The 26,337-nt window shown below is 73.5% G+C and carries 29 protein-coding genes and 1 riboswitch; of the genes, 18 read left to right on the top strand and 11 right to left on the bottom strand.

Annotation, left to right across the window (positions count from 1 at the left end; translation table 11 throughout):
- Positions 1–290: 290 nt before the first annotated feature.
- The 3 genes from AB0K25_RS15170 to AB0K25_RS15160 all read left to right on the top strand — a co-directional run bounded on the left by AB0K25_RS15170 (position 291) and on the right by AB0K25_RS15160 (position 2,115).
- Complete coding sequence (locus AB0K25_RS15170; protein WP_219466194.1) at positions 291–473, top strand: antitoxin; 183 nt, start codon at positions 291–293, stop codon at positions 471–473.
- A gap of 184 nt (positions 474–657) precedes the next feature.
- A complete protein-coding gene (locus AB0K25_RS15165; RefSeq protein WP_219466206.1) occupies positions 658–1,866 on the top strand; it encodes a cytochrome P450 in 1,209 nt (402 codons plus the stop codon).
- A gap of 18 nt (positions 1,867–1,884) precedes the next feature.
- On the top strand, positions 1,885–2,115 hold the full coding sequence (locus AB0K25_RS15160; protein WP_208565648.1) for a ferredoxin: 231 nt from the start codon (positions 1,885–1,887) through the stop codon (positions 2,113–2,115).
- Between the two features lie 50 nt (positions 2,116–2,165).
- Here the strand turns inward: AB0K25_RS15160 and AB0K25_RS15155 are convergent, their stop codons facing one another.
- The 5 genes from AB0K25_RS15155 to AB0K25_RS15135 form a co-directional block, all read right to left on the bottom strand.
- Complete coding sequence (locus AB0K25_RS15155) at positions 2,166–2,768, bottom strand: hemerythrin domain-containing protein (protein WP_208565649.1); 603 nt, start codon at positions 2,766–2,768, stop codon at positions 2,166–2,168.
- A 218-nt stretch (positions 2,769–2,986) separates the two neighbouring features.
- The gene (locus AB0K25_RS15150) at positions 2,987–3,412 is read right to left on the bottom strand and encodes a TIGR03618 family F420-dependent PPOX class oxidoreductase (RefSeq protein ID WP_219466212.1); all 426 of its coding nucleotides are present in this window, start codon (positions 3,410–3,412) and stop codon (positions 2,987–2,989) included.
- A gap of 46 nt (positions 3,413–3,458) precedes the next feature.
- Entirely contained in the window at positions 3,459–3,821 is a 363-nt protein-coding gene (locus AB0K25_RS15145) for a YkvA family protein (RefSeq protein WP_357025532.1), read from the bottom strand.
- A 78-nt stretch (positions 3,822–3,899) separates the two neighbouring features.
- Positions 3,900–4,697 carry a hypothetical protein gene (locus AB0K25_RS15140; protein WP_357533185.1) on the bottom strand — a complete coding sequence of 266 codons (798 nt, stop codon included), beginning with the start codon at positions 4,695–4,697 and terminating at the stop codon, positions 3,900–3,902.
- Positions 4,698–4,849: 152 nt separating this feature from the next.
- Positions 4,850–5,224, bottom strand: coding sequence for a hypothetical protein (locus AB0K25_RS15135; protein ID WP_363820606.1), 375 nt, complete (start codon positions 5,222–5,224; stop codon positions 4,850–4,852).
- Between the two features lie 240 nt (positions 5,225–5,464).
- On the opposite strand from AB0K25_RS15135, the gene AB0K25_RS15130 reads away from it, so the two are divergent.
- The gene (locus AB0K25_RS15130; protein WP_363820603.1) at positions 5,465–6,067 is read left to right on the top strand and encodes a lipocalin family protein; all 603 of its coding nucleotides are present in this window, start codon (positions 5,465–5,467) and stop codon (positions 6,065–6,067) included.
- A gap of 247 nt (positions 6,068–6,314) precedes the next feature.
- On the opposite strand, the gene AB0K25_RS15125 is transcribed toward AB0K25_RS15130, so the two are convergent.
- Positions 6,315–6,665, bottom strand: a complete 351-nt coding sequence (locus AB0K25_RS15125; RefSeq protein ID WP_363820600.1) for a helix-turn-helix domain-containing protein — start codon at positions 6,663–6,665, stop codon at positions 6,315–6,317.
- 212 nt (positions 6,666–6,877) lie between these two features.
- Between AB0K25_RS15125 and AB0K25_RS15120 the strand changes: the two genes are divergently transcribed.
- Positions 6,878–7,612, top strand: coding sequence for a carbonic anhydrase (locus tag AB0K25_RS15120; RefSeq protein ID WP_208565656.1), 735 nt, complete (start codon positions 6,878–6,880; stop codon positions 7,610–7,612).
- A 65-nt stretch (positions 7,613–7,677) separates the two neighbouring features.
- Here AB0K25_RS15120 and AB0K25_RS15115 read toward each other — a convergent pair whose 3' ends face one another.
- Both AB0K25_RS15115 and AB0K25_RS15110 read right to left on the bottom strand, forming a co-directional pair.
- Positions 7,678–8,703, bottom strand: a complete 1,026-nt coding sequence (locus AB0K25_RS15115; protein ID WP_219466230.1) for a hypothetical protein — start codon at positions 8,701–8,703, stop codon at positions 7,678–7,680.
- Positions 8,704–8,706: 3 nt separating this feature from the next.
- A riboswitch (cyclic di-AMP (ydaO/yuaA leader) is annotated at positions 8,707–8,838 on the bottom strand.
- A 166-nt stretch (positions 8,839–9,004) separates the two neighbouring features.
- Positions 9,005–10,348, bottom strand: a complete 1,344-nt coding sequence (locus AB0K25_RS15110; protein WP_219466232.1) for a YibE/F family protein — start codon at positions 10,346–10,348, stop codon at positions 9,005–9,007.
- A 219-nt stretch (positions 10,349–10,567) separates the two neighbouring features.
- Between AB0K25_RS15110 and AB0K25_RS15105 the strand changes: the two genes are divergently transcribed.
- Both AB0K25_RS15105 and AB0K25_RS15100 read left to right on the top strand, forming a co-directional pair.
- Positions 10,568–11,116, top strand: coding sequence for a hypothetical protein (locus AB0K25_RS15105; protein ID WP_255597844.1), 549 nt, complete (start codon positions 10,568–10,570; stop codon positions 11,114–11,116).
- Between the two features lie 62 nt (positions 11,117–11,178).
- Positions 11,179–11,808, top strand: coding sequence for a DUF305 domain-containing protein (locus AB0K25_RS15100; RefSeq protein ID WP_308290989.1), 630 nt, complete (start codon positions 11,179–11,181; stop codon positions 11,806–11,808).
- 108 nt (positions 11,809–11,916) lie between these two features.
- Here AB0K25_RS15100 and AB0K25_RS15095 read toward each other — a convergent pair whose 3' ends face one another.
- A complete protein-coding gene (locus AB0K25_RS15095; RefSeq protein WP_091244878.1) occupies positions 11,917–12,216 on the bottom strand; it encodes a metal-sensitive transcriptional regulator in 300 nt (99 codons plus the stop codon).
- Between the two features lie 94 nt (positions 12,217–12,310).
- Between AB0K25_RS15095 and AB0K25_RS15090 the strand changes: the two genes are divergently transcribed.
- The 5 genes from AB0K25_RS15090 (at position 12,311) to AB0K25_RS15070 (ending at position 16,044) form a co-directional block, all read left to right on the top strand.
- On the top strand, positions 12,311–12,517 hold the full coding sequence (locus AB0K25_RS15090; RefSeq protein ID WP_219466249.1) for a copper ion binding protein: 207 nt from the start codon (positions 12,311–12,313) through the stop codon (positions 12,515–12,517).
- A gap of 16 nt (positions 12,518–12,533) precedes the next feature.
- Complete coding sequence (locus AB0K25_RS15085) at positions 12,534–12,767, top strand: hypothetical protein (protein ID WP_363820596.1); 234 nt, start codon at positions 12,534–12,536, stop codon at positions 12,765–12,767.
- A gap of 14 nt (positions 12,768–12,781) precedes the next feature.
- On the top strand, positions 12,782–15,058 hold the full coding sequence (locus AB0K25_RS15080; RefSeq protein ID WP_363820593.1) for a heavy metal translocating P-type ATPase: 2,277 nt from the start codon (positions 12,782–12,784) through the stop codon (positions 15,056–15,058).
- A gap of 144 nt (positions 15,059–15,202) precedes the next feature.
- A complete protein-coding gene (locus tag AB0K25_RS15075; protein WP_219466254.1) occupies positions 15,203–15,376 on the top strand; it encodes a CsbD family protein in 174 nt (57 codons plus the stop codon).
- A 149-nt stretch (positions 15,377–15,525) separates the two neighbouring features.
- Positions 15,526–16,044 carry a hypothetical protein gene (locus tag AB0K25_RS15070; RefSeq protein WP_219466256.1) on the top strand — a complete coding sequence of 173 codons (519 nt, stop codon included), beginning with the start codon at positions 15,526–15,528 and terminating at the stop codon, positions 16,042–16,044.
- A gap of 206 nt (positions 16,045–16,250) precedes the next feature.
- On the opposite strand, the gene AB0K25_RS15065 is transcribed toward AB0K25_RS15070, so the two are convergent.
- Entirely contained in the window at positions 16,251–17,507 is a 1,257-nt protein-coding gene (locus AB0K25_RS15065) for a DUF2786 domain-containing protein (RefSeq protein ID WP_357533194.1), read from the bottom strand.
- Positions 17,508–17,674: 167 nt separating this feature from the next.
- On the opposite strand from AB0K25_RS15065, the gene AB0K25_RS15060 reads away from it, so the two are divergent.
- Positions 17,675–18,553: a DUF3152 domain-containing protein gene (locus AB0K25_RS15060; protein ID WP_308290990.1), complete on the top strand. Its 879-nt coding sequence runs from the start codon at positions 17,675–17,677 to the stop codon at positions 18,551–18,553.
- A 155-nt stretch (positions 18,554–18,708) separates the two neighbouring features.
- On the opposite strand, the gene AB0K25_RS15055 is transcribed toward AB0K25_RS15060, so the two are convergent.
- Positions 18,709–19,137 carry an ATP-binding protein gene (locus AB0K25_RS15055; RefSeq protein ID WP_363820588.1) on the bottom strand — a complete coding sequence of 143 codons (429 nt, stop codon included), beginning with the start codon at positions 19,135–19,137 and terminating at the stop codon, positions 18,709–18,711.
- Positions 19,138–19,587: 450 nt separating this feature from the next.
- Here AB0K25_RS15055 and AB0K25_RS15050 point away from each other — a divergent pair, with 450 nt between their 5' ends.
- From AB0K25_RS15050 to AB0K25_RS15030, 5 genes are all read left to right on the top strand, one after another.
- The gene (locus tag AB0K25_RS15050) at positions 19,588–21,123 is read left to right on the top strand and encodes a glycosyltransferase family A protein (protein WP_363820585.1); all 1,536 of its coding nucleotides are present in this window, start codon (positions 19,588–19,590) and stop codon (positions 21,121–21,123) included.
- Positions 21,124–21,435: 312 nt separating this feature from the next.
- A complete protein-coding gene (kdpF, locus tag AB0K25_RS15045; protein WP_067312053.1) occupies positions 21,436–21,525 on the top strand; it encodes a K(+)-transporting ATPase subunit F in 90 nt (29 codons plus the stop codon).
- The gene (gene kdpA / locus AB0K25_RS15040; RefSeq protein ID WP_363820583.1) at positions 21,525–23,180 is read left to right on the top strand and encodes a potassium-transporting ATPase subunit KdpA; all 1,656 of its coding nucleotides are present in this window, start codon (positions 21,525–21,527) and stop codon (positions 23,178–23,180) included. Before kdpF ends, kdpA begins: the two co-directional genes overlap by 1 nt.
- 20 nt (positions 23,181–23,200) lie before the next feature.
- Positions 23,201–25,423 carry a potassium-transporting ATPase subunit KdpB gene (gene kdpB / locus AB0K25_RS15035; RefSeq protein WP_357533198.1) on the top strand — a complete coding sequence of 741 codons (2,223 nt, stop codon included), beginning with the start codon at positions 23,201–23,203 and terminating at the stop codon, positions 25,421–25,423.
- Positions 25,423–26,304 (top strand): potassium-transporting ATPase subunit C, encoded by an 882-nt coding sequence (locus tag AB0K25_RS15030; protein WP_363820580.1) that lies wholly within the window; start codon positions 25,423–25,425, stop codon positions 26,302–26,304. The genes kdpB and AB0K25_RS15030 overlap by 1 nt, the downstream gene beginning before the upstream one ends.
- Positions 26,305–26,337 lie beyond the last annotated feature (33 nt).

Raw genomic sequence — 26,337 nt, 5'->3', positions numbered from 1 at the left:
CCCGACCCGGTCGGCCGCGACACCCGGTGGCTCAACGTCGTGCCGACCGGTGGGTTCCGCTCAGGACGGTCGCACCCGGTCGGCCACGCCCAGCAAGGGTGACGCCGGCACGCTGTCGCCGCACGGTGCCGTCCGGACTGTCCTGTCGCGCCGCTCAGCGGGGGTGTCGTGCCGGTCCCTGGTGGTGCGGTCGACCCGCCGGGCGCTGTGGTCCGCCCGCTGCCGCCGCGCTGCGGTGTTTGTGCCCGGGCGGACGGGGAACGCAACAGGCCGACGACGAGGAGGACACCATGAGCGACTTCATGAACAAGGTCAAGGATTTCGCCGACAAGCACGACAAGCAGGTCGACCAGGGCCTGGACAAGGCCGGCGACTTCGCCGACGAGCGGACCGGCGGCAAGCACGACGAGCAGATCGACAAGGGTGTCGACGCGATCCAGGCGCGCACCGGTGAGGGCGACCAGGGTCGCTGAGCCGTTCCCAATGCCGGGTCACCCGTTCGGGTGGTCCGGCATTGTCGTGTCAATAGCTGCTCACCTCTGGTAACCATCGACGAGGCTCGCTACTATCCGCAGTCGGGGCATGACTCACCGTTGAGTCGTGTGGAGTGGACCGGCACGCGGCACTGCGGGCCGTCGACGAGAGGGAGCATCCCCGGTGACCGACACAACGCACGCCACGATCGCCCGGCCCTACCCGTTCAGCGATCCGCACCGGCTCGACGTCGACCCCCGTTACGCCGGGCTGCGCCGCGACGAACCGCTGATCCGGGTCCAACTCCCGTTCGGTGAGCCGGCCTGGCTGGCCACCCGGCACGCGGACGTACGAGCCGTGCTGGGTGACCTCCGGTTCAGCCGGGCCGCCGCCGTCGGGCGGGACGAGCCGCGCAGCAGCCCCTACCAGCGGGAGGCCGGCATCCTCGGGATGGACCCGCCCGAGCACAGCCGGCTGCGCCGGTTGGCGGCGAAGGCGTTCACCGCCCGACGGGTCGAGGAACTCCGCCCGCGGACCCGGGAACTGGCCGAGGACCTGGTGGCCGGGATGATCGCCGCAGGGTCGCCGGCCGATCTGGTCAGCCATGTCGCGACCCCGCTGCCGATCCGGGTCATCTGCGATCTGCTGGGCGTGCCGGTCAGTGACCAGGACCGTTTCCACACCTGGTCGGAGGCGATCGTGTCGACCACGTCCCTGCGACCGGAGGTGGCGCAGAGCTACATCGACAACCTGCTGTCGTACATGGCGGGGCTGATCGCCCAGCGGCGGGTGACCCCCACCGACGACCTGATCGGGGCGATGGTCCGGGCCCGCGACGACAACGCCGACCGACTCACCGAGGACGAGATGGTACGCCTGGCGGCGGGCCTGCTGGCCGCCGGCCACGAGACCACCGTGACCCAGATCCCCAACCTGGTCTACGTCCTGCTCACCGAGCCGGACGTCTGGCAGCGGCTGTGCGCCGAACCGGCCCTGGTGCCGTCCGCCGTGGAGGAACTGCTGCGCTTCATCCCACTCGGTGCCACCGCCGCGTTCGCCCGGTACGCCCTGGAGGACGTCGAACTCGGTGGGGTGCTGGTCCGGGCCGGTGAACCGGTGCTGGTCTCCATCCCCTCGGCCAACCGGGACGAGAGCGTCTTCCCCGACGCCGACCGGCTGGACCTCGACCGAAAGGTGAACCCGCACCTCGCCTTCGGGCACGGCCCGCACCACTGCATCGGGGCCCAACTGGCCCGGATGGAACTCCAGGTGGTCCTGGAGACCCTGCTGGCCCGTACCCCGGGCCTGCGGTTGGCGGTGCCCGAGTCGGCACTGACCTGGAAGAGCGGCCTGCTGGTCCGGGGCCTGACGGCGTTGCCCGTCACCTGGTGACGGAAGGACGGAGGACAGATGGGGGAGCACGGCTGGCGGGTGCACGTGGACCCGACCCGGTGCATCGGGGCAGGAATCTGCGCGGGCTACGCCCCGGCCCACTTCGTGCTGGTGGACGGATTGTCCCGGCCGCTGGCCGAACGGATCGATCCGGCGGACGCGGTGCTGGATGCCGCCGAGTCCTGCCCGATGGAGGCGATCGTGGTGTCCGACGCGGCCGACGACAGCCGGATCGCCCCGGGCGCCTGAGCGGGTGGTGGCCGGCCCCGGCGGGGTACCCGGAGACGGCCAACCCCCGCTCAACCCTGCTGGTCGTGCAGCTCCGCCCTGGTGGTGGGCCGCCCGCTCAGCGCGTCCCTGATCCGGTCGACCAGGCCGGCACCGGGATTGAGCAGCCGGTTCGCCGGTGGATGGTCCGGGGCACCGGGGTGCGGGCGGGTCGGCAGGTGTCCCTTCGCCGCCTGAACCCGGTCGGCCAGTTCGACCAGCTCCTCGTGGGCGACGGCGGCCCGCAGCCGGGGAAAGAGCTCAGCCTCCTCCTCTTTCACGTGGTGCCGGATGCTCTTCGTCAGGTGGCTGATCAGCGGCTCGAAGCGGGCGTCGGACGGGTCCAGCGGCTCCAGCTCCTTCAGCGTCCGTTCGGCCACGGCGTGCTCGGCGATCTCGTGTTCGGCGAGCTGGTCGCCGTCGGGCAACGCCCGGCGGGCGGTCGGGTAGACGTACATCTCCTCGGCGACCGCGTGCCGGACCAACTCGGCGATCATCACGTCGGCCAGCCGGCGACGGTGCTCGGCGCTGCCCTGTCGGCTCTCCAGCTCCACGAAGATCGTCTCGATCTCGTGGTGGTCGGCGGTCAGGACGTCCACGACATCCTGACCCGTGGTGGCCTGTGCGTTGCTCATCTCGGTGCCCCTTACCGGTTGCGGGCGGATCGGCTCCTGGCGGGGCCTGTACCCACCACCGGGCACCCGAACCATCACCGTCGATGAGCTGCCGGTTCCGACTTCCCGGGCCGACCCGCCGGGGACGCACCCCGGGGCCGACCTCAGGCCGGGCGACGGACGCCCGCTGCCGGTGTTGCCGCGCGGGGCCGTCCCGGCGCACGGTCGGTGGATCGGTCCTAGTCGGACGGGAGGGGCGGGAGGGAACCCAGCAGCCGGGTCACGGTGATCTCGATGACGACCCGCTCCGGGTTCGGGCGCGGCTGGCGGTAGCGCTCCGCGTACCGGCGCTCCGCCTCGGCCACCGCGTCGGGGTCCGTGCGCAGCACCGCCCGACCCTCGACGGTCAGCCACCAACGGCCGTCGAGGTGGCAGGCCGCCACCGGGACGCCGGCCGATCCGGCGGCGGCGACGTACCGGGCCTTGGCCGAACCACCGGAGGTGATCACCCGGGCCAGCCCGGCCGTCGCGTCGTAGGTCAACCCGACCGGTACGACGTGCGGCGTGCCGTCGGGACGTGGGGTGGTCAGCGTGGCCAGGTGCCGCTCCCGGCAGAAGGTGAGGACCCGCTCGTCGTGCGGGTCCAACTGGTGTCTGCCGGCCATGTCCGTTTCCCGTCCCGTGCGGGGCGTCGCCCCGGTTCAGCCCCGATCATGACATCATCCGCCCGGTCCGACCCTGGCCGGGCGGGGAGGATGAGGCGTCGGACAGGGCACCAGGTCGGCCGGGCAGCGGCGGCCCGGCGGCCCGACGGCGTTGGGCCAGGCGACCCAGGTAGATCAGCGCACCGGCCAGCACACCCATGTCGTCCAGGTAGATCGGGTCGGGCAACACGTCGACCGGCAGGATCGTGTAGATGAGCGCGCCGTAGAAGGCCACCTTGCCGCCCACGCCCAGCGTGCCGAGCAGCCGTCGGGTGCGGATGACCCGTACCGCCAGCAGGACCGCGCCGACCAGCGTCGCCAGCGCCAGGATGCCGCCGACGACCACGAGCGCCCACATCTCCCGGGACATGCCCGCAACGCTAGCCCAGCCCGGCCCGTCGCGCCGGATTCCGTCGCCGACCCGACGGGCCGACCGGTCGCGGTCGGGTCAGTAGGCGGCGACAGCGGCCCGGCCGCGTGCCACGGTGGGGTTCTCCCGGGTGGTTTCGGCCGACGGGCGCGGGCTGTCCGCCATCGGCAGCACCGACTCGGCCCGCTCCGGCCGGCGCTCCCGCGCGGCGAACGCCTCGTCCCGCAGGCTGCGCGCCGCCGCCCCGGCCAGGTCGGCAGCCCGCCACGCCGCCTGTTCCCGGGCGACCGCCGCCCGGTGCCGGGCGGCCAGGTGGTCCCGGGTGGCGCGGCGCAGCACCAGTTCCTGCTCCACGGGGTGCCGGCGCGGGTCCCAGCCGGCTCGGTGGGCGAGGGCGTCGTCGAGTTGCGCGTCCGACAGCTCGCCCCGGCGGTGTGCCTCCTCGGCGGCCCGGTGCAGCCAGCGCTCCCGGTCGGCGTACTCGGCCGGGGTCTGCCCGGTGTGCGGCAGCGGCATGGCCGCGGCGGCGGCGAGCCGACGCAGGTGCGCCTCGGCCGACTCCAGGGCCGTCCAGGCCGACTCGACCTCGTCCTGGGTGGCCAGCCACTCGGCCCGCAGCCGGCTCGCGGTGGTGCCCGCCCGGTCGGCCGCCACGGCGACCTCCTCGGCGTACCGGGTGTGCTCCCGGTCCTGTTCGGTGCGCTCCCGATCGTCGGGCAGGGCGGCGTCGCGGAACCGGCGGGCCACCGCCAGCCGGAACCGGTCGGGACGGACGACCAGGGCCGCGACGGCGACGGCCGCGACGGCGAGCAGGATCAGCCAGATTCCGGCGGCGGCGGGGACGTCGGGCAGGACGGCGGAGAAGACGGTCTGCATCACCAGCACCTCACGGTGGAACAACGATGTGGACGGACGGGGGCCCGGTCGGGGCGGGAGCTACGGGCGGCGTGTCCTCAACGGACCGGATCCGGCCGGCCCACCTCGGACCGGGGCGCGGTCGGGGACGGGGACCAGGAGGGCCGCGCCGCTCAGTGCCGGGGCGGGCCGCGCCGGCCGGTGGCGTCCCGGGCCGGGTCCGGCGTCGCCACGTCCAACCGGGCGGCGGGCCGGACCGTGGGCTCATCGGCGGATCCGGCCGGCAGCGGCCGGCTGGGCCCGTGGGCGGGTCGCCCGGCACCGGGACGGGGCTCGGTGGACGCGTCGTCACCGGCGCAGGTGTCGGCGGGTAGCTCGGCCACCCGCGAGGTCACCACGAGCGGCTGGGCGGCAGCGGCGGCCGGGCCGCCGGTGGCGGCGAACAGCCCGCCGAGGCCGACGGTGAGCACCAGGGCGGTGACCGCCAACCGGGTCAGGTCGCGCAGCCTCGACACCCAGACGGGCCGGGTGGAAGCTGGGCGGATCACCCGTCCAACCTATCCCCACCCGGCCGTGCGCGCAGCGTCGGCGACCCGATCGGGCCAGTGACCCGGGCCACGGTGTGCCCTGTGGACGGACCGTTCCCAGCAGGGATACGCGCGCTGACCTGCTCCCGGATGCATCGACGGCGATGAGAATGCCGACAGTTTCCGCCCGGTCGGTCCGGGCAATTGGCCGGCGGCGCGACATCCTGCCGCGCCGGGACCGGACAGACCGGAGGAGACACCATGAGAGTACGTCGTCAGGTCGCTGCGGCCGTCGCCGTCGCCACCGCGACGGTGCTGGCCACCGCCGTACCCGCGCAGGCCGCGCCGACCGCCGTCGACACCGGGCCACTCACCCCGGTCGCCGACGTCGACGTCGAGCGGTACGCGGGCGACTGGTACCAGGTCGCGGCCATCCCGGCGATCTTCGAGATCCAGTGCTTCAAGAACGTCAAGGCCCGGTACGACGTCCAGCCCGACGGCACCGTCGGGGTCCGCAACACCTGCCAGACCATCGTCGGCACCACCAGTGCGGTCACCGGTCGGGCCCGCAGCGAGAACCCGCCGGCCGACTCGGCGTTGACCGTGTCGTTCCTCAAGCTCGGCAGCCGGTGGCTCTACCTGGGTGGGCCGAACTACGTGGTGATCGGGCTCGACCCCGACTACCGCTGGGCGGTCGTCGGTGACCCGGACCGCAGCACCGGCTTCGTCCTGTCCCGGGAGCCGGCGCTGACCGGGGCGCAGACGACGGCGGCGAAGGCGGCGCTCACCGCCAACGGCTACGACCTCTGCGACCTCCGTACCACCCGGCAGGACGGCGGCGCGCGGGCCGGCAGCTTCTGCTGAGCCGTCCCCGGGCCGGTTCTGTCGAGCCGTCCCCGGGCCGGTTCTGCTGAGCCGTCCCGGCCTGGGGGCGCGGTCCGGGTGCCGCCACCGCGCCGTGGCCCGGATGAAGCACCGGACGCCCGACGGCCCGCCCACGCACGCACCGGGGGTGGGCCGTCGACTCGGCACCGGTCACCTGGGCTGCCGCCTGGGGCGTGGTCGCCCGGGCTGTCGCCGCCGGGTTCGGTCGGGCAGGTGGGCTGATGCCTCAGGCGTCGGCCGGGTGGGCCGTGGGCCCCGACGCCTGAGTCGGCGTGGTGGGGGTGAAGAGGGCGAGCAGGGCACCGACCTGGCGGTCGGCCTCGGCGGGGTGCCGGAAGTGACCGCTCGGGTCGATCGTGTACTCATTGCGTCGGCCGACCCGGGTACGCCGCAGGTAGCCACCGGTCTCCAGGTCCGCCACGATGGCCTGGGCGGCCCGCTCGGTCACCCCGACCTCCTCGGCGACGTCCCGCAGCCGGGCGGTGGGGTTGCGGGCGATGGCGAGCAGCACGTGACCGTGGTTGGTGAGGAACGTCCAGTTCCGGGTGCTCCCGGTGCCGCCCGTCGTCGTCGCCATGACGTCATCGTATGGCCCGTACCTGGGAGGCCCGCCGTCGGCCGCCGGGTCGGACCGTGGGCCTCGACCCCTGGTCGACATCGTGGCGACCAAAGCCTGAAACGTGGATCACGAAATCTTGACGTACCTTTCGCTGCGTGTGACCGTGGGAACACGGCCGTCGTCGCCGCCGGCCGGCGTGACCAGGTGCGATTCCGGACCGAGGTGAGGCAATGGCCCCGATCACTCCGACCCAGGCGCTGGCCGAACTACAGGCGGGCAACCGGCGTTTCGTCGCCGGGGAGCCCCACCACCCCAACCAGGGTGCCAGCCACCGGGCCGCCGTCGCCGACGGCCAGCATCCCTTCGCCGTCATCGTCGGCTGCTCCGACTCCCGGCTGGCCGCCGAGATCATCTTTGACCGGGGTCTGGGTGACCTCTTCGTGGTCCGGACCGCCGGGCACACCGCCGGGCCGGAGGTGCTCGGCAGCGTCGAGTACGCGGTGACGATCCTCGGCACCCCGCTGGTGGTGGTCCTCGGGCACGACTCCTGCGGGGCGGTGCAGGCGGCCCGGGAGGCGGCCCGTACCGGCACCCAGCCCCCGGGGCACCTCTACTCGGTGGTCGCCGCCGTCGGGCCGAGCCTGCGTCGCGCCGACCAGCAGGGAGTGCACGACATCGACGGGATCGTCGACATCCACATCGCGCAGACCGTCGAGGTGCTGCTCGGCAACTCCCCGGTGATCGCCGCCGAGGTGGCCGCCGGGCGGTGCGCGGTGGTCGGCATGTCCTACCGCCTCGCCGCCGGTGAGGTCCGCCAGGTCGCGCCGGCCCACGAGGCCGCCGCTCCCGCCACCCGGGCGGCTGCGCCCACCACCGCGGCGGCCGCTGCCGTCGTACCCGGGCCGGCCGTGCCGACGGGTGTCGACGCCGTGCCGACCGGCGAGCCCGCGGCCGTCCCCGGCTGAGGCGTACCACGCACGACGAAGGCCGCCCGGCTCAGCCGGGCGGCCTTCGTGCTGGTGAGGGCCGGCTACAGCAATGACACGTGGACGTGGTCGGTGTGGTTGGAGGGCCCGGAGTACGAACTCCAGCCGTTGGCCGGGAACCAGATCTGCCGGTTCCAGATCACGTAGTAGATGCCCAACCGGTCCGAGTTGCGGATCAGGAACGCGGCGAGGTTGTTGCCGTACATCCGGGTGTCGTTGTTGTGCCACGGGCTGAAGCCGCTCTTCTGCAACGACCAGTCGCACGCCTTGCCCTTGGGGTGCTCCCACGGCCCGCCGGGGCGGTAGCAGCCGACGAACCGGTTGAAGCCGGCCCGCTTGACCTCCTTGTACATGTGCAGCGTGCGCGGGGTGATGCAGCCGGACGTGGTGGGGTCGTTCTCGCTGCACGACTCGCCGCGCCAGTCGCCGTCGGCCGTCTGGCCCGGGGCGATCCGGGCGACCGGCGAGGTGGCGTCGACCAGGCCACCGGTGAAGCCCCGACCGCCGACCAGGGCGAGCGCCTTGTCGGCCTCGGTCTTCTTCTTGGCCATCAGGTTGGTCTGCTTCTGCTGCTCACGGACCTCGGTGTCGACGGCGAGCTTGGCCTGCTCGGCACGCTTCTTGACCTTGTTGACCTCGGCCAGCTTGCCGGCGTTGACCATGTTCAGCTCGTCCAGGGCGGCGGCCCGCCGGACGAAGGTGTCCGGGGCGTTGCTCTCCAGCAGCGCCGCGACCGCGCCGACCCGACCCGTCCGGTACGACTGGGCCGCGATCTCGTTGACCTGCGGAGCCAACGCCGCCAGCTCCTGCTCCGCCTTCTCCACCTCGATGGCGTACTCGAGTTGGCGCTTCTTGGACTTCTCCAGCCGGTTCTTCGCCGCCGAATACTCCCGGTTCGTCGCCTCGATGACGTCGGTGAGCAGCTTCGGCTCCTCGTCCTCCTCGTGCCCCGAGGGGGTGGGCGCGTTGGGTGCTGCCGCCGCGGGGGAGGCGGCGGGCCCGGCGACCAGCGCCAGGGCGGCGAGCACGGCCACCACCGGAGTCCACCAGTGGCGTAGGGGTGCCGTCACAGTTGTCCCTTCCGTCGACCGCCGACCGGGTTAGCTGACGGGTTCGGGACGGAAGTGGCCCCTACCGCTGGCGCGGATTCACCCCAGGTGCTCGGTTCCCCGGCTCGCCGTACGGCGATTGGGCGGTGGCACCGCTGGCTCCGGTGGGCGCCTTCGGCGGTGACCGGCAGCGAGGTTACCCGAGAGTCGTACCGGGGATCTACGGTCACAACCCGGCAAAATGCGTATTTTCCCGATAGCGAGGGGTAATCAGTGACGCGACCGACAGCCGCGACCTCACCTCCGGTCACACAGCGCAGTGTCACCATGCGGTGTCCGTGCTCCTTTCCGGGTCTGGCCACCGTGCGGGGGCCGGGGTGGACGGTTCGCCGTGCCGGGGGCCGCTCAGCGCCGCCAGCGCCTCGGCACGGTCGGGGGCGGGGCGTGGGGTGGGCGTCGGTCCGGTCGCGTCGGCGTCGGCGGGACCGCGCCCGGCGGTGACGACGAGCGCGGCCAATCCGGTGGTCAGCGGCACCGCCGCCACCAGCCCCAGGGTCGCCACCGCGCTGCGGACGATCTCCTGGGCCAGGAACTCGCTGGTCAGGATCTGGCTCACCGGCCGGCTGTCGGCGGTGAGCAGGAGCAGCAACGGCAACGAGGCCCCCGCGTACGCCAGCACGATCGTGTTGACCGTGGACGCGATGTGCGCCCGCCCGACCCGGGTCGCCGCCCGGTAGAGCTGCAACCGGGACAGCCCCGGATTGGCGTGCGCCAGCTCGGTGACGGTGGCCGACTGGGTGACCGTGACATCGTCCAGGACCCCCAGCGAACCGATGATGATCCCGGCCAGCAGCAGTCCGTGCAGGTCCACGTCGCGCTGGTACATCGACAGCGTGGTGGCCTCCTCGCTGCCGTACCCGGTCAGGTGGGTGGCGGCGGTGGCCAGCGTGCCCAGGACGCCGGTCAGCACCAGGCTGCCCAGCGTGCCGAGCACCGCCACCGAGGTCTGCGCGGTGACCCCGTGGGTCAGGTACAGCACCACGAACATGATCAGCGCGGCGCCGGTGACCGCGATCGGCAGCGGTGCGCCCCCGGCGGAGATGCCCGGCACCACGAAGGTCAACAGGATGGCGAAGCTCGCCCCGAGGCCGGCCAGGGCGGCCAGCCCGCGCAGCCGGCCGAACGCGACGATCGCCGCCGCGAACAGGGCGACCAGCCAGAGCAGCGGCATGCCCCGCTGGTGCTCGGCGATGTGGTAGCTGCTCACCGACGGGTCGGTGGGGTCGGCCAACGCGACCAGCACCACCTCGTCGCCGACCGCCACCGTCGGTGCCCCCGGCCCCGACGGGACCGGCGTCTCGACCTGCTCACCACTGTCCGGGCCCTGCCCGACGGTGACCGTCACCGTCCCGCACGGCCCGTCGGCCGCCCCCGACGGGCCGTCGGGGGTCTGCGGGGCGGGCGGGCACGGCTCGGTCACCACCCGGGTCACCGTGCCGTGGTAGCGGGGCACCTGCTCGCCCTGGTCGATCTTCGGGGTCTCCCCCGGCCAGAGCAGCAGCGTGGCGATCACCGTGACGACGATGAGCGGCACCACCGTCATGACGAGGATCCGCCGCACCCGGGGTGGGGTGGACGGAGCGGGACGGGTGTGGTCGGCGCCCATGTGCGAGTACTCCCAACGATCCGGGACGGGATACGTGTCAGCCGGCCAGCCGGTTCATCCACGGGCGGCGGGTCGTCGGACGATGGTAGCCAGCACCAGGTCGGGCCGCGCGGTTCACGTGCTGGTGGCAGGCCCCGCCACCGCTGCGGCGGGTACGCCCGTGTCGGGTGGCCGACCCGTCCGGGCCCGCCGGTCGTCCGGGACGGCTAGCGTGGAACCGTGCGGCGGGCGGGAACGACGACGGCCGGGCGGTGGCTGCGGCTGCTGCTGCTCGTCGGCACCCTGCTGGGGCTGTCCGCGATGCACACCCTCGGCCACGACGCGCACCCGGCCGCCGGTCATCCCGCCGACGGTCGGCCGGTCGGCCACTCCACGGTCGGCCACTCCACCTCGGCGGACCGGGCCTCCGTCGGGCACGACACCCCGGTCGAGCGCCCCCACCGGACGTCCGTCGTGTCGCCGGTCATGGACCGGGGGGACCTGACCGGTCCGGTACGGCTCGCGATGGTGACGGCCCGTCCCCTCGGGTGCGGGGCCGGATGTGTGGTGGTGCTGCCCTACGAGCCGACCGGCTCACCGGCCACCGGGTGGAGCGTCTGCCTGGCGGTGCTCGGGGCGCTCACCGTGACGCTGCTGGTGCTGCTCTGCGCGGTGCGTACCAGGCCGGCCGGGGTGGCCCGTCCGCCGTCGCGGCCCCGGGAGCCGCGCGCCCCGCCACCGCGCCCGCTCGGGCTCCGGCTCGCCACGGTGTCGGTACTGCGCAGATAGGACACCCGGGCGCGGCTCCGCCGTGTCCGCCGTCCGTCTCCGTCGTACCGAAAGGTCTGCCCGTGTCCACTCGTACCCTTGCCCGTCGCGCCGCCCTGGCCGGCGTCGCTCTCACCACCGCGTCCGCCCTGACCGCCTGCGGCGGGGGCCATTCCTCCGACGGCGGCCACGGCCGTCCGGCCGCGGGCACCGCCCCGGCCGCCTCCGTGTCCGCCGGGGTCGCCCCGGCGGACGTGATGTTCGCCCAGATGATGATTCCGCACCACCAGCAGGCGGTACGCATGTCGGAGCTGGCCGGGAGCCGGGCCGCCGATCCGGAGGTCACCCGGCTGGCCGAACGGATCCGCGCCGCCCAGGCCCCGGAGATCGCCACCATGACCGGGTGGCTGACCGCCTGGGGCCGGCCCGTCCCGTCCGGCGGCCCGGCCGACGGTCACCTGCCGGGGATGGACCACGGCATGCCGGGGATGATGTCCGACGCCGACCTGGCCCGGTTGGAGGGGGCGACCGGTCGGGACTTCGACCGCCGGTTCCTCACCCTGATGATCGCCCACCACGAGGGTGCGATCACCATGGCCCGGCAGGAGTTGGCGGACGGCCGGCACGCCGGGGCCAGGGCCATGGCGCAGCAGATCGTCACCACCCAGCAGGGCGAGATCGACACCATGCGCAAGATCCTCGCCCGGCGCTGACCGCCACCCGTGAGGCGTCGCGGGGCCGGATCCCACCGGCCCCGCGACGCCGGGCAGTCCGCCCGTCCGATGCCCCGCCGACCGCAGGTCGCCGGACGGGCGGGCCGGTCAGCCGCGTTTCATCAGGCGGCCGACGGCGGCCATCATCTCGGCGGCCATCTCGTCGGCGCGGCCCTCGGCGGCCCCCTCGTGCATGCAGTGCCGGGCGTGGCCGTCGAGCAGCCCGAGGGCGACCTTGTCCAGGGCGGCCTGCACGGCGGAGATCTGGGTGAGCACGTCGATGCAGTACCGGTCGTCGTCGACCATCTTCTCGATGCCCCGGACCTGCCCCTCCACGCGGCGCAGCCGCGCGAGCAGTTGGTCCTTGCTGGCGGTGTAGCCCCGGACCGGGGTGCTCGGTGTGGTCATGGCGACCAGGATAGCGTACCCCCGGGGGGTATGCTACGGTCGCAGGGTGACGTACCCCTGGGGGGTATGTTGGACGAGTGGAGGGAAGAGCCGCATGATCACGAACTACCAGGTGAAGGGCATGACCTGCGGGCACTGCGTCAGCGCGGTCAGCGCCGAGGTGGGTGCCCTCGACGGTGTCACCGACGTCCAGGTCGACCTGGCCTCCGGCCGGGTCGCCGTCACCAGCGACCGCCCGCTGGACACCGCGTCCGTGCGGGCCGCCGTCGACGAGGCCGGCTACGACCTCGTCGAGGCGTGACGGTCCGGGGGGACCGGTGAACACACCGACCAGGCTGGGCGGATTCGCCCTCGCCCTCGCGGTGGTGTTCGGCGCGGCGTACGGGGTCGGCCAGCTGACCGGCCCCGTCACCCCGCCCGCCGAGACCCGCCACGACCCCACGCACACCCCGCGACCCGTCCCCAGCCCCGTTGGCCCGGAGCCCACCACCGACCCGACGCCGAGCGTGCCCGTCACCGGCACCGGCGGGGCCGGTCACACCCACGGTTGACCGGAGGTGCCGCGATGACCCCGAACACGTCGAACCTGCCCACCGCACCCCACCTGATCGAACTGGCCATCGGCGGAATGACCTGCGCGTCCTGCGCCGCCCGGATCGAGAAGAAGCTCAACCGGCTCGACGGCGTCGAGGCGAGCGTCAACTACGCCACCGAGAAGGCCACCGTCCGGTACGCCGACGGGGTCACCCCCGACGACCTGATCACCACCGTCGAGAAGACCGGCTACACCGCCGTCGTCCCCCCGCCGCCCACCCCCGCCGGCACGGAACCGGCCGCAGGGCCGGTCGACGAGCTGGGCGCCCTGCGGACCCGGCTGCGGGTGTCGACCGTGCTCACCGTGCCGGTGATCGTGCTGGCGATGGTGCCGGCCTGGCAGTTCACCTACTGGCAGTGGCTGTCACTGACCCTGGCCGCCCCGGTGGTCGCGTACGGCGGGCTGCCGTTCCACCGGGCCGCCTGGACCAACCTGCGACACGGCGCGGCGACCATGGACACCCTCGTGTCGCTCGGCACCCTGGCCGCGTTCGGCTGGTCGCTCTGGGCGCTCTTCCTCGGCGACGCCGGGATGCCCGGGATGACCCACCCGTTCCGGCTGGACATCGTCCGCACCGACGGGGCCGGCAACATCTATCTGGAGGCCGCCGCCGGGGTGACCGTGTTCCTGCTGGCCGGCCGCTACTTCGAGGCCCGCTCCAAGCGGACCGCCGGGGCGGCCCTGCGGGCCCTGCTCGAACTCGGCGCGCGGGACGTCGCCGTGCTGCGCGGCGGCACGGAGACCCGCGTTCCGGTCGACCAGCTCGTGGTGGGCGACCGGTTCGTGGTCCGGCCCGGCGAGAAGATCGCCACCGACGGGCGGGTCGACGAGGGCACCTCGGCGGTCGACGCCAGCATGCTCACCGGCGAGTCGGTGCCGGTCGAGGTGGGGCCGGGCGACACGGTGGCCGGTGCCACCGTCAACGCGGGCGGCCGGCTGGTCGTCACCGCCACCCGGGTCGGCGCGGACACCCAGCTCGCCCAGATGGCCCGGCTGGTGGAGGCGGCACAGACCGGCAAGGCCGCCGTGCAGCGGCTCGCCGACCGGATCTCCGGGGTCTTCGTGCCGATCGTCATCGTGCTCGCCGTCGGCACGCTGGGCTGGTGGCTGGGCAGCGGGGCCGGCCCCACCGCCGCCTTCACCGCCGCGGTGGCCGTGCTGATCATCGCCTGCCCGTGCGCGCTCGGCCTGGCCACCCCGACCGCGCTGCTGGTCGGCACCGGGCGGGGTGCCCAGCTCGGCATCCTGATCAAGGGACCGGAGGTGCTGGAATCCACCCGGCAGGTCGACACGGTGGTGCTGGACAAGACCGGCACCGTCACCACCGGCCGGATGACCCTGGTCGACGTCCGTCCCGCCGAGGGGCAGGACCGGGCCGAACTGCTCCGGCTCGCCGGGGCGCTGGAGGCCGGCTCCGAGCACCCGATCGCCCGCGCCGTGGCGGCCGGCGCCGCCGAAGCCGGGGAACTGCCCCCGGTCACCGGGTTCGCCGCCGCCGAGGGGCTCGGCGTCACCGGCACCGTCGACGGCCACGACCTGGTCGTCGGGCGGCCGAGGCTGCTCCGCGAGCGGGGTCTGGACGTACCGGAGGAGGTGGTCCGGGCGGTGGCCGAGGCGGAGGCCGCCGGTCGTACGGCGGTGGTGGCGGGCTGGTCCGGGCGGGCCCGTGGGGTCCTCGCGGTCGCCGACGTGGTCCGGCCCACCAGCCGGGAGGCGGTCGCCGGGCTGCGTGCCCTGGGCCTGACCCCGGTGCTGCTCACCGGGGACAACGCGACCGTCGCCAAGGCGGTGGCCGCCGAGGTGGGCATCGACCAGGTGACCGCCGAGGTGCTGCCGGCCGACAAGGTCGACGTGATCCGCCGGCTCCAGGCGCAGGGTCGTACGGTCGCCATGGTCGGTGACGGGATCAACGACGCGCCGGCCCTGGCCCAGGCCGACCTGGGGCTGGCCATGGGCACCGGCACCGACGTGGCGATCGAGGCGTCCGACCTGACCCTGGTCCGGGGCGACCTGACCGCCGCGGTGGACGCGATCCGGCTCTCCCGGCGCACCCTCGCCGTGATCAAGGGCAACCTGTTCTGGGCGTTCGCCTACAACGTGGCCGCCCTCCCGCTGGCCGCCGCCGGCCTGCTGAACCCGATGATCGCGGGCGCGGCGATGGCCTTCTCGTCGGTCTTCGTGGTGGCCAACAGCCTCCGCCTCCGCCGCTTCTCCACCACCAGCCTCCACCCCGGACGACCGCGTTGATCAAGAGGTTTGCGTCACCAGTCGGCTTGCTGGTGACGCAAACCTCTTGGTCAACGGGCCGGAGCGGGTGGTGGGGGTGTTTTGGGGATGGGGGGTGGGGGTAGTTGAGGGGCGTTGGAAAAAGTGCTTATTCGGGAGGCTCTCATGGGGTTCGACGACAAGATCGAAAACACGACCGAGAACGCCGCCGGCAAGGTCAAGGAAGGCGTGGGTCGGGCGACCGACAACGAGCGTCTGGAGGCCGAGGGTCGCAGCGACCAGGCCAAGTCCAGCCTCAAGCAGGCCGCCGAGAAGGTCAAGGACGCTTTCAAGAGCTGAACCGCGCCACCCGTCACGCCGGACCGACCTCGTCGGTCCGGCGTGAGGCGCGTCGGGGGGTGCGGCGCGTCGGGGGTGAGACGTCGGCCGAGCGGGCCGTGCGGCATCGTGTCCGTGGTACCGCCCGACACATCGAAACGGGGAAGTCGATGCACCGCAGCTCCGCCACCGCGCTCACGTTCGCCGTCCTCGCCGTCCTCGCCAGCGGCTGCTCGGACAGCGGGGACGACACCGACGCCGCACCCGCAACGCCGACCAGTGCCGCCGATGCCCCCACCGGGCAGGCCACGCCCGACACGGTGACGACCACCACCCCGACGGCCGGCACCCCGACCGCCGGCACCGCCGCGAACACCGCGCAGGTCTGTCGCGCCGTCGACCAGCTGATCATCGACGGCAGCCGGCAGATCACCGCCGACTCGGCCGCCGCCACCCGGGAGGAACTCACCCCGGAGCAGCTCAACGGCAAGCTCAAGGGGCGACTGAGCGGGCTCGCCGACGACCTCCGTGCGCAGGCCCGCAAGGCCCGGGACGCCCGGATCAAGAAGTTGGTCGACGAGACCGCCACGAAGATCGAGGGCGGCGCGGCGGCCAAGAGCCCGGCAAGCTGGATGGGCACCGACTTCGTCGAGATCCCGGCCCGGCTCACCCGCGACTGCCACGTCTGACCCGGACCCCACGCGGTCCTGCCCGGCGGACCCAGCGGTCCTGCCCGGCGGACCCAGCGGTCCTGCCCGGCGGACCCAGCGGTCCTGCCCGGCCTGGAGTCCTGCCCGGCCCGGGAGACTTACCTGGGCCGAGGGTCTGCCCGGGCCGGGGATGCCCGGTCGGGCGCGGGCACAGGGACGTAGTGGGCGGATCCCGGGCCGTCGGGTCAGCGTCGACCGGGCAGCGGCCGGCCCGGCGGGGCGGTACCGGCCAGCGAGGCACGGTCGGCGGCCGAGGTGCCGGACTGCCAGCCCTCGGCGTCCCGCACGGTCAGCCGGGCCCGGGTGACACCGGGGAAGAGGGTGTCCATCCGCTCCCGTACCGCACCGGAGCGGGCGGCGAGCACCGGCAGCAGCCGGTCCGCCCCGGCGTCCTGCGCCGCCTGCCGGTTCGCCTCGTCGGTCGCGGCCCGCAGCCGCTCGCCGATACGCCGGGCGAAGGCGTGCAGGAAAGCCTCGTCGTACGCCTTGGTGCGTCGACCGCCGCCCTGACGTTCCCGGCGTCCGCGCAGCATCGCGGCGGTGGCCTGCACCAACAGTGAGGTGTGCAGCAGTTCGACGGCCTCCAGGTCGGCGGAGAAGCCGAGCACGGTGGCGAAACCGAGATCGTCGGACCAGACCGACTCGCACCGGTTCGCCGCCGCCACCTCCTGCACCAGCAGCGCTTTCGCACCCGCGTACGGGGCGTCGGTGCTGATCCGGACCCCACCGGGCCGGTCCGGGTGGGCGGTGTCCGCCTCGACCAGCGCCCGTTCCAGGCTGTGCCGGGCGATCAGCTCCTGCGCCTTGCCGGTGAACGCCTCAGCCTCGGCCGGGAACGTGGTGGACTCCGCCTTGGCGAGCAACGCCCGTACCCGGTCGAGCACCCGGGATCCGCTCGGACCGCTCGACGCGGTCGTGGCCGGTCCGCCGACGCCGCCGGGCGGGGGGCGCAGCACCGCGACCGGCGGCAGGCCGGTCAGCAGGGCCAGCACCTCGATGGCGTCGCGCAGGGCGGTGATCCGGTCCGTACCCTCCCGGGTGGTCCAACCGGTCAGCCATCCGGCGTCGTCGTCCCCGTGGACCCGGGCGTCCAGGCCGGCCAACTGGTCGTCCCACCACTGCGGCACCGGGCCGGGCTGGGCCGCCCGGTCGGCGGCGAGGGCCTCGGTGACCAGCCGGCCGGGGCGCGCGCCCAGCCGTCGGGTCACGATCCGGGCCACGTCGGCCGGCTGCCAGCCCCGTGGCCAGAGCCGACCCAGGGAGGCCACCAACCGGCCGAGCAGGGCGGCGTCCACCGCCGCCGGGCCTTCGGGTCCGCCGGGCGTCGGCCGGCCACCGTCACCGCCGACCACGAGCTGGTCCAGCTTCCGCTCCGCATTGCGTACGTCGGTGCCGCGCACCGCCGCGACCGCGGCGGCGATGAGGGCGTCGGCGTCCGGCACGGGTGGTCCTTCCTCGGCGTGACGGCCGGGTGGTGTCCGGATCGTCGGGAGTGTCTGCCCGGCAACGGTACCCGGGTCCGGATTGCTCCTCCCGGGCACTCATCCGTTCGGGCCTCGCGCCCGTACTCCTGCCCGGAGTGGACCACAGGTGGACGGGGAGGACGACGGTGAGCACCCTGACGGTGAGCGAGGCCGCTGACCGGGGCCGGCACCGGGGGCGACGCCGGGGCGTGACCCCGGCCGGTGTCCTGTCGGTGGTGCTGGTGGTGGCCGGGCTGGCTGCCGGCGGTGCGGTGGTGGCCCAGCGGCAGGGCGTCGACCTGGGCGCGCTCATCGGCGACGTCCGCCGGGAGCCGGTCCGGCCGCCCGCCGCCGCGGTACCACCCGTGCCGACCCGGGCGGAGGCACCCGTCCCGCTCGGATCCGCCGCCGCGCCCGCCCCGGCGGCGCTGCGCTACCCGCAACGGGGGACCGGCACCTGGCGGACGGCGACCGCTGAGGGTGCGGTCGCCGGGCGGGACGGCCAGCTGCTGCGCTACCGGGTGGCGGTGGAGGGTGGCATCGACGCCGTCGACCCGGAGCGGTTCGGCCGGGAGGTGGCGGTGGTGCTTGCCGACCGCCGGGGCTGGACCGCCGACGGCCGGTGGCGGCTGCAACGGGTCGGTGCCGACGGCCCGGCGGACTTCACCGTGCTGCTGACCACCCCGGTCACCCGGGGCGAGCTGTGCGGGGACACCTCGGACCGCTACACCTCCTGCCGCAACGGTGACCGGGTGGTGATCAACGTGGCGCGGTGGGCACGGGGCGTACCGGACTTCAGGGGTGATCTCGCTACTTACCGGTCGTACGTGCTCAATCACGAGGTGGGGCACCGGCTGGGCCGGGGTCACGAGCGGTGCCCGGCGGCAGGCGGGCCGGCACCGGTGATGCAGCAGCAGACGCTCGGCCTGCACGGCTGCCGGCCGAACGCCTGGCCGATGGCGGGCGGCACCCTGTTCACCGGTCCCGCCGGTGAGTACGACGACCCGATCCCGGCCGGCGACTGACCCCTTCCGCCGGGCCGGCCAACTCGGCTGCGCCGTGCGGCGGGCCTTCTCGGCTGCGGCCGTTTCGGCTGCGACCGGCCGTCGGGCTTCTCGGCTGTGACCATGTGACGGGCCAACTCGGCTGTGGCCATGTGGCGGGGCCTTGCCCGGTCGGGTCAGCGGCGGGGGAAGGACGCCCAGATGTTCTTGGTGCGGTCGGTGGCGTACCAGCCGACCTCCAGGGAGACCGCCATGGCGATCTGGAGTCCCCGGCCGCCGGCCCCCATCGGCCGGGTGTCGGACAGCTCGGGGATGGTGCTGAGGTCGTGGTCGGCGACGTCGAGGATGAGCGACTCGTCGATGGTGAGTAGTCGGACAATTGTCGGCGGAATGCCGTGTTTGAGGGCATTGGTGGCCAACTCGGTGGCGACCAGGACGATCAGCTCGGGAATCTCGTCCAGGTTCTGACCGTCGAGCAGCCGCTCACCGGTGAGCGCCTCGTGCAGCGAGGCGCGCAGGGCACGCAGGCCGGCGGGATCGGCCAGTTCCCACCGGCGCAACTCGGTGGCCTGAGGCGGGGGCGGCGAGGTGCGAAGCGGTGCCATGATCTCGGTTTACCCTGCGTAGCGGTTTCCCATGCTTGGGTCCGCTGTCGAGGATTCGTCCTTCCGGCACCCGGATCACCGCCCCGCCGGCCGAGCTCCGAGCCGCCCGGCCAGCCCAGTTCGGAGCCGGCCGACCAGCTCAGGTCGGGGCCGGCCGACCAGCTCAGGTCGGGGCCGGCCGTGCGGTGATCCGGGGTTCGGTGGGTGCCCGGTGGAGTGTGGTCCCGGCCACTGTCGAGGGTGGCGTTCCAGGCGGGAACGGGTCGTCCTGCACCGCCGGGCCGAGGATCGAGAAATCATCCGATTCGGGGCCTGCGTCAGCCCCTGCGGTCGCGTAAAGTCCGCAAACTGAACGGGCCATGTCGGCGACGGAACGCCCCCCAAACGGGTGCCCGTCCGCACGGTTGGGCGCATCCCCGCGCCGGCTCACGGACCGCCTCAGGAAGAGCCATGACCGCCAGTACGAATGACCCCAAGGTGACCGTCGTGGTCCCGGCGTACAACTCCGGACCGCACATCGAGAAGCTCGTCACCTCGTTGTTGAGCCAGTCGCTGCCGGCCGGCGAGTTCGAGGTCATGTTCGTCGACGACGGCTCGACCGACTCGACCGGCGCCCGGCTCGACGAACTGGCTGCCGCCCACCCGCACATCCGGGTGCTGCACATCGACAACTCCGGCTGGCCGTCGCGGCCCCGTAACCTCGGCGTCCAACACGCCCGGGGCGAGTACGTCTTCTTCGCCGACGACGACGACTGGTTCGGCGAGGAGGCGCTGGAACGGCTGTACGCCTGCGCCCGCGAGCACGACGCGGACCTGGTGGTCGGCAAGATGGCCGGGCACCGCCGTTCGGTGCCGCGCGAACTGTTCCGGCGCAACCGGTTCGACGCCACCCTGGCGAACGCGCCCCTGATCGACAGCCTCACCGCGCACAAGCTGTTCCGGCGCTCCTTCCTCATCGAGCACGACCTGCGTTTCCCGGAGGGCAAGCGCCGGCTGGAGGACCACGTCTTCGTCACCCGGGCTTACTTCCTGTCCCGCCGCACCTGCGTGCTGGCCGACTACGTCTGCTACCACCACCAGCGGCGGGTCGACGCCGGCAACGTCACCGCCACCGCGCTGGAGCCGGCCGGCTACTTCGTCAACCTGCGTGAGGCGCTCGACATCGTCGACGCGCACACCGAGGCCGGTGCGCTGCGGGACCGGCTGCACCGGCGGTGGCTGCGCAACGAGATGGTCTCCCGACTTCGCGGCCGGCGGTTGCTCGACGCGCCCGCCGACTGGGTGGACCAGTTGGTCGGCGAGGCGCAGCGCACGATCCGGGACCGGTTCGCCCCGGGCGTCGCCGCCGGTCTGCCGCCACTGCAACGGATCATCACCCGGCTCATCGAGCAGGGCCGCACCGCCGACCTGCGCCGGTTGGCCCAGTGGGAGGCGGCCGTCCGGGCCCAGCCCACCGTGCAGCGGGTCGAGCAGGACGGCGGCGTCCTGACCGTCACCCTCACCGGCGAGTTGTTCTTCGGCGACCAGCCGCTCACCCTCACCGCCGACGGGGAGCAGCGGCTGCTGGTGGTGCCGGTGGACGACGTACCGGCCGACCTGCGGGACGCGACCCCCGGGATCAAGCAGTCCAAGCTCGACGTCATCGCCCGGCGGCGGGACACCCGGGAGGAGTTCTTCGTGCCGGTCACCGGCGCCGTCGAGCTGGTCCCGGTGGGCGACGGCACGCTGCGGCTGGTCCGGCGCGGCACCGCCCGACTCGACGTCGGCGCGCTCAACGGTGGCCGCAGCAGCGGCACCTGGGACCTGAAGGCCCGGGTCACCTGCTGTGGCTGGACCGAGGACGCCACGCTGCCGGTGGCGTTCCGCTGTGCGGCCGACGGTGCCCGCCCGGTCACCGTGGCGCACCTGGACAGCCTGCGTTTCCGGCTGCGGCGGGCGGTGGCCCGGCGGGTGCCCGAGTCGATCCGGCGGGCCATCCGCCGCTGACCATGCCGGTACGACCGCCCGGGCCGTCCCGCCCGTCCACGCACCGACCTCCCCTCCGCACCGTGACCGCCGTCACCGGCTGCGGTGGCCGGCGTGAAGAACACGTCAAGAAACCGCGGCTGCCCGTCTAGGTCGCGTTATGGACCCTGCCCGATCGGATCAGAGCGCGTTGTGATTGCCCGGCGTGGCCGGAAGGCGGTCACGGCGTTCGGGTCCGGTTGAGGGAGTCCGCGTGTCTGACGTGGTGTTCGTACTGGTGACGGTGGTGCTGTTCGCGGCGCTCGCCCTCGTGGTGAGGGGCGTGGAGAAGCGGTGAACGCCGTCAACGCCGTCGGCCTGGTGCTGGCGATCGGCCTGGGTGTGTTCATGGTCGTCGCGCTGCTGTTCCCGGAGCGCTTCTGATGACCACGACCACAGCGGGCGTCATCTTCATCCTGTCCCTGGTGGTGGCGCTGGTCGTCGCGTACCGCCCGGTCGGCGACCACCTGTACCGGGTGGTCGCCGGCACCCGACAGTCCCGGGTGGAGCGCGGGGTGTTCCGGCTGGTCGGAGTGAACCCGGCCGCCGAGCAGTCGTGGGGCGTCTACGCCCGCAGCGTGCTGGCCTTCTCCGCCGTCTCGGTGCTGTTCCTCTACGCCTTCCAGCGGTGGCAGGACCACCTGTGGCTGTCGCTGGGCTTCGACCCGGTCGTCCCGCACGGTGCCTGGAACACCGCCGTGTCGTTCGTGACCAACACGAACTGGCAGTGGTACGCGGGTGAGTCGACCATGGGTCACCTGGTGCAGATGGCCGGGCTGGCGGTGCAGAACTTCCTGTCCGCCGCGGTGGGCATCGCGGTGGCGGTGGCCCTGGTCCGGGGGTTCGCCCGCAGCCGTACCGGCGAGCTGGGCAACTTCTGGGTGGACCTGGTCCGGATCACGCTGCGGGTGCTGCTGCCGGTGGCGGTGCTCGGCGCGGTCGTGCTGATGCTCGGCGGGGTGGTGCAGAACCTCTCCGCCGGCACCGACGTGACCACCCTGACCGGCGGCGGGCAGAGCATCCCCGGTGGTCCGGTGGCCGGCCAGGAGGTGATCAAGGAGTTGGGCACCAACGGCGGTGGCTTCTACAACGCCAACAGCGCCCACCCGTTCGAGAACCCGACGGCCTGGACGAACTGGGTCGAGCTGTTCCTGATCCTGCTGATCCCGTTCAGCCTGCCCCGGGTCTTCGGCCGGATGGTCGGCCAGCACCGGCAGGGCTACGCGATCGTCGCGGTGATGGCCGTCCTGGCGCTCGGCAGCGTCACCCTCACCAACGTGTTCGAGCTGGCCGGGCACGGCACCGTGCCGCAGGCGGTCGGTGCGGCGCTGGAGGGCAAGGAGGTCCGTTTCGACGTGTCGAACTCGGCGACCTTCGGCGCGGTCACCACACTGACCTCGACCGGCGCGGTGAACTCCGCCCACGACTCGTACACCGCGCTGGGCGGGATGATGACGCTGGGCTACATGATGCTGGGCGAGGTCGCCCCCGGCGGCGTCGGCGCGGGCCTGTACGGGCTGCTGGTCCTCGCGGTGATCACGGTGTTCGTCGCCGGTCTGATGGTCGGCCGGACCCCGGAGTACCTGGGTAAGAAGATCGGTTCCCGCGAGATCACCTTCGCCTCGCTGTACTTCCTGGTCACCCCGGCCCTGGTGCTGATCGGCACGGCTGCCGCCTTCGCCACCGGCAACGCCTCGACCGCGTTGAACGTCGGCCCGCACGGACTGTCCGAGGTGCTCTACGCGTTCACCTCGGCGAGCAACAACAACGGTTCGGCGTTCGCCGGGATCACCGTGAACACCCCGTGGTGGAACACCGCCCTCGGGTTGTGCATGCTGCTCGGCCGGTTCCTGCCGATCATCCTGGTGCTCGCGCTGGCCGGCTCGCTCGCCCGCCAGGCACCCACCCCCGCCTCCGAGGGCACCCTGCCGACCCACCGCCCGCTCTTCGTGGGGATGGTCGTCGGCGTCACGGTGATCCTGGTGGCGTTGACCTTCCTGCCCGCGCTCGCCCTCGGCCCGCTGGCCGAAGGGCGGTGACCACCATGGGGAAGAACGACATGACCGTCCCGTCCGTGGCATCCGGTGGCGAGCAGCCGCCGACCGCCGGCCCAGCCGAGGCCCGGGTGGCGGTGGGCCCACCCGACGGCCGGGCACCGGGTGGTGGCCGGGCCGGTGGCGGCCTGCTGGACCCCCGGCAGCTGCTCCGCTCCCTGCCCGACGCGCTGCGCAAGCTCGACCCGCGCACCCTGTGGCGCAACCCGGTGCTGCTGATCGTGGAGATCGGCGCGGCCTTCACCACCGTCCTGGCGGTGACCGACCCGTCGGTGTTCGGTTGGGCGATCACCGGCTGGCTCTGGCTCACCGTGCTCTTCGCCAACCTCGCCGAGGCGGTCGCCGAGGGCCGGGGCAAGGCGCAGGCCGCCTCGCTGCGGCAGGCCAAGCGGGACACCATCGCCACCCGCCTGGTCGGCTGGTCGCCGGGTGCCCGCGCCGACACCTACACCGACGAGGCGGTGCCCGCGCCGCAGCTGCGGCAGGGCGACGTCGTCCTGGTCAGCGCCGGTGGGACCATCCCCGGCGACGGTGACGTCGTCGAGGGCATCGCCAGCGTCGACGAGTCCGCGATCACCGGTGAGTCCGCGCCGGTGATCCGGGAGTCCGGCGGTGACCGCAGCGCCGTGACCGGCGGCACCCGGGTGCTCTCGGACCGGATCGTCGTGCGGATCACCCAGCGGCCCGGGGAGAGCTTCATCGACCGGATGATCGCCCTGGTCGAGGGGGCCGACCGGCAGAAGACCCCGAACGAGATCGCGCTGAACGTCCTGCTCGCCGCGCTCACCCTGATCTTCCTGCTGGCCGTGGTCACCCTCCAGCCGTTGGCGATCTTCGCCAAGGGTTGGCAGGCCGCCGCGCCCGACACCGGGGCGGTCACCGACGACGGGGTGACCGGGGTGGTGCTGGTGTCCCTGCTGGTCTGCCTGATCCCGACCACCATCGGGGCGCTGCTGTCGGCGATCGGCATCGCCGGCATGGACCGGCTCGTGCAGCGCAACGTGCTGGCCATGAGCGGCCGGGCGGTGGAGGCGGCGGGGGACGTCGACACCCTGCTGTTGGACAAGACCGGCACGATCACCCTGGGCAACCGGCAGGCCGTCGCGTTCCTGCCGGCCGACGGGGTCACCACCGCCGACCTGGCCGCCGCCGCGCAGCTGGCCAGCCTCGCCGACGAGACCCCGGAGGGCCGGTCGGTGGTTGCGCTGGCGACGCAGGAGTTCGGCCTGCGCGCGGAGGAACCGGGGCTGCTGCCGTACGCCGACTTCGTGCCGTTCACCGCGCAGACCCGGATGAGCGGCGTCGACCTGACGCCGGAGGACGCGCCGGCCCGCCGGGTCCGTAAGGGGGCGGCGACGGCGGTGCTGACCTGGGTACGGGAGCACGGCGGTCACCCCGGCGAACAGGTCGGTCAGCTGGTCGACGAGATCAGCGGGCTCGGCGGCACCCCGTTGGTGGTGGCCGAACACGTCGCCGGGGAGCCGGCCCGCGCGCTCGGCGTCATCCACCTCAAGGACGTGGTGAAGACCGGGATGCGGGAGCGGTTCGCCGAGCTGCGCCGGATGGGCATCCGGACCGTGATGGTCACCGGAGACAACCCGCGTACCGCGCAGGCGATCGCCGACGAGGCCGGGGTGGACGACGTCCTCGCCGAGGCCACCCCGGAGGACAAGCTCGCCCTGATCCGCCGGGAACAGGAGGGCGGCCGGCTGGTCGCGATGACCGGGGACGGCACCAACGACGCCCCGGCGCTGGCCCAGGCCGACGTCGGGGTCGCGATGAACACCGGCACGTCGGCGGCGAAGGAGGCCGGCAACATGGTCGACCTGGACTCCGACCCGACCAAGCTGATCGAGATCGTGGAGATCGGCAAGCAGTTGCTGATCACCCGGGGCGCGTTGACCACCTTCAGCATCGCCAACGACGTGGCGAAGTACTTCGCGATCATCCCGGCCATGTTCGCCGGCATCTACCCGGGCCTGGACCGGCTCAACGTGATGCGGCTGGGCAGCCCCGAGTCGGCGATCCTCGCGGCGGTGATCTTCAACGCCCTGGTGATCATCGCGCTCGTACCGTTGGCGCTGCGCGGGGTGCGTTACCGGCCGGCCGCCGCGTCCCGGCTGCTCGGCCGCAACCTGCTGGTCTACGGCCTCGGCGGCATCGTCGCGCCGTTCGTCGGCATCAAAATCATCGACCTGCTCATCCAGTTCGTTCCGGGAGTCTCGTGATGCGCCCACCCGCCTGGCTCGCCGCCCACCTCGCCGCGTTGCGCGCCCTGCTCGTGTTCACCGTGCTGCTCGGGGTGGCCTACCCGCTGACCCTGGTCGCCGTCGGCCGGCTCCCCGGCCTCGACGCGAAGACCGACGGTTCGCTGCTGACCGTGGACGGCCGGACCGTCGGCAGCACCCTGATCGGGCAGTCCTTCACCGACGCCGACGGCGACCCCGTCCCGCGCTACTTCCAGTCCCGCCCGTCGGGGGCCGGCGACGGCTACGACCCGACCGCCTCCGGCGCCTCGAACCTCGGCCCGGAGAGCGTGCTGGACACCCTCGCCGTCGACCCGCAGGACTCGACCCGGAGCCTGCTCAGCCAGGTCTGCGCCCGCAGCCGGGCGGTCGGCCTGCTCGACGGCGTCGACGGGCGGCGGCCGTACTGCACGCCCGACGGGGTGGGGGCGGTGCTGGCGGTGTTCCGCGCCGACGGGCTGACCGGCCGGATCACCCGGGTGGTCAGCGTCAACCAGACCGCCCCGGCCACCCCGTTCGTCACCTCCTGGCAGGGGGTGCCGGTGGAGCTGGCGCAACCCGGGGAGGACTACCGGGCCGCCGGTGGGCTGATCACCCCGGTCCGGGGGGACGCGCCGGCACACCCCGCCGTCCCCGCCGACGCGGTCACCGCCGGCGGCAGCGGCCTCGACCCACACATCAGCCCCGCGTACGCCGGGATCCAGGTGGCCCGGGTGGCGCGGGAGCGCGGCGCGGACCCGGCGGTGGTCCGGCGGCTGGTCGCCGAGCACACCACCGGCCGGACGCTCGGCTTCATGGGTGCCCCCGCGGTGAACGTGCTGGCCCTCAACCTGGCCCTCGACCGGAGCCTGCCCGCCCGCTGAGCCCCGACGCCGGCACCCCTGCCCGGGGTGCCG

Source organism: Micromonospora sp. NPDC049257 (genome assembly GCF_040678915.1).
In the GTDB taxonomy this organism is placed as follows: Bacteria; Actinomycetota; Actinomycetes; order Mycobacteriales; family Micromonosporaceae; genus Micromonospora; species Micromonospora antibiotica.
Note: the sequence above shows the minus strand (reverse complement) of the source record. Positions and strands in the feature narration are given on the sequence as shown.

Bases quoted from the DNA above. Each gene is read 5' to 3' on its own strand.
- AB0K25_RS15170 (WP_219466194.1), top strand. From the start codon at position 291: ATGAGCGACTTCATGAACAAGGTCAAGGATTTCGCCGACAAGCACGAC.
- AB0K25_RS15160 (WP_208565648.1), top strand. From the start codon at position 1,885: ATGGGGGAGCACGGCTGGCGGGTGCACGTGGACCCGACCCGGTGCATC.
- AB0K25_RS15155 (WP_208565649.1), bottom strand. From the start codon at position 2,768: ATGAGCAACGCACAGGCCACCACGGGTCAGGATGTCGTGGACGTCCTG.
- AB0K25_RS15150 (WP_219466212.1), bottom strand. From the start codon at position 3,412: ATGGCCGGCAGACACCAGTTGGACCCGCACGACGAGCGGGTCCTCACC.
- AB0K25_RS15145 (WP_357025532.1), bottom strand. From the start codon at position 3,821: ATGTCCCGGGAGATGTGGGCGCTCGTGGTCGTCGGCGGCATCCTGGCG.
- AB0K25_RS15140 (WP_357533185.1), bottom strand. From the start codon at position 4,697: ATGCAGACCGTCTTCTCCGCCGTCCTGCCCGACGTCCCCGCCGCCGCC.
- AB0K25_RS15130 (WP_363820603.1), top strand. From the start codon at position 5,465: ATGAGAGTACGTCGTCAGGTCGCTGCGGCCGTCGCCGTCGCCACCGCG.
- AB0K25_RS15125 (WP_363820600.1), bottom strand. From the start codon at position 6,665: ATGGCGACGACGACGGGCGGCACCGGGAGCACCCGGAACTGGACGTTC.
- AB0K25_RS15120 (WP_208565656.1), top strand. From the start codon at position 6,878: ATGGCCCCGATCACTCCGACCCAGGCGCTGGCCGAACTACAGGCGGGC.
- AB0K25_RS15110 (WP_219466232.1), bottom strand. From the start codon at position 10,348: ATGGGCGCCGACCACACCCGTCCCGCTCCGTCCACCCCACCCCGGGTG.
- AB0K25_RS15095 (WP_091244878.1), bottom strand. From the start codon at position 12,216: ATGACCACACCGAGCACCCCGGTCCGGGGCTACACCGCCAGCAAGGAC.
- AB0K25_RS15090 (WP_219466249.1), top strand. From the start codon at position 12,311: ATGATCACGAACTACCAGGTGAAGGGCATGACCTGCGGGCACTGCGTC.
- AB0K25_RS15080 (WP_363820593.1), top strand. From the start codon at position 12,782: ATGACCCCGAACACGTCGAACCTGCCCACCGCACCCCACCTGATCGAA.
- AB0K25_RS15075 (WP_219466254.1), top strand. From the start codon at position 15,203: ATGGGGTTCGACGACAAGATCGAAAACACGACCGAGAACGCCGCCGGC.
- AB0K25_RS15070 (WP_219466256.1), top strand. From the start codon at position 15,526: ATGCACCGCAGCTCCGCCACCGCGCTCACGTTCGCCGTCCTCGCCGTC.
- AB0K25_RS15055 (WP_363820588.1), bottom strand. From the start codon at position 19,137: ATGGCACCGCTTCGCACCTCGCCGCCCCCGCCTCAGGCCACCGAGTTG.
- AB0K25_RS15050 (WP_363820585.1), top strand. From the start codon at position 19,588: ATGACCGCCAGTACGAATGACCCCAAGGTGACCGTCGTGGTCCCGGCG.
- kdpA (WP_363820583.1), top strand. From the start codon at position 21,525: ATGACCACGACCACAGCGGGCGTCATCTTCATCCTGTCCCTGGTGGTG.
- kdpB (WP_357533198.1), top strand. From the start codon at position 23,201: ATGACCGTCCCGTCCGTGGCATCCGGTGGCGAGCAGCCGCCGACCGCC.
- AB0K25_RS15030 (WP_363820580.1), top strand. From the start codon at position 25,423: ATGCGCCCACCCGCCTGGCTCGCCGCCCACCTCGCCGCGTTGCGCGCC.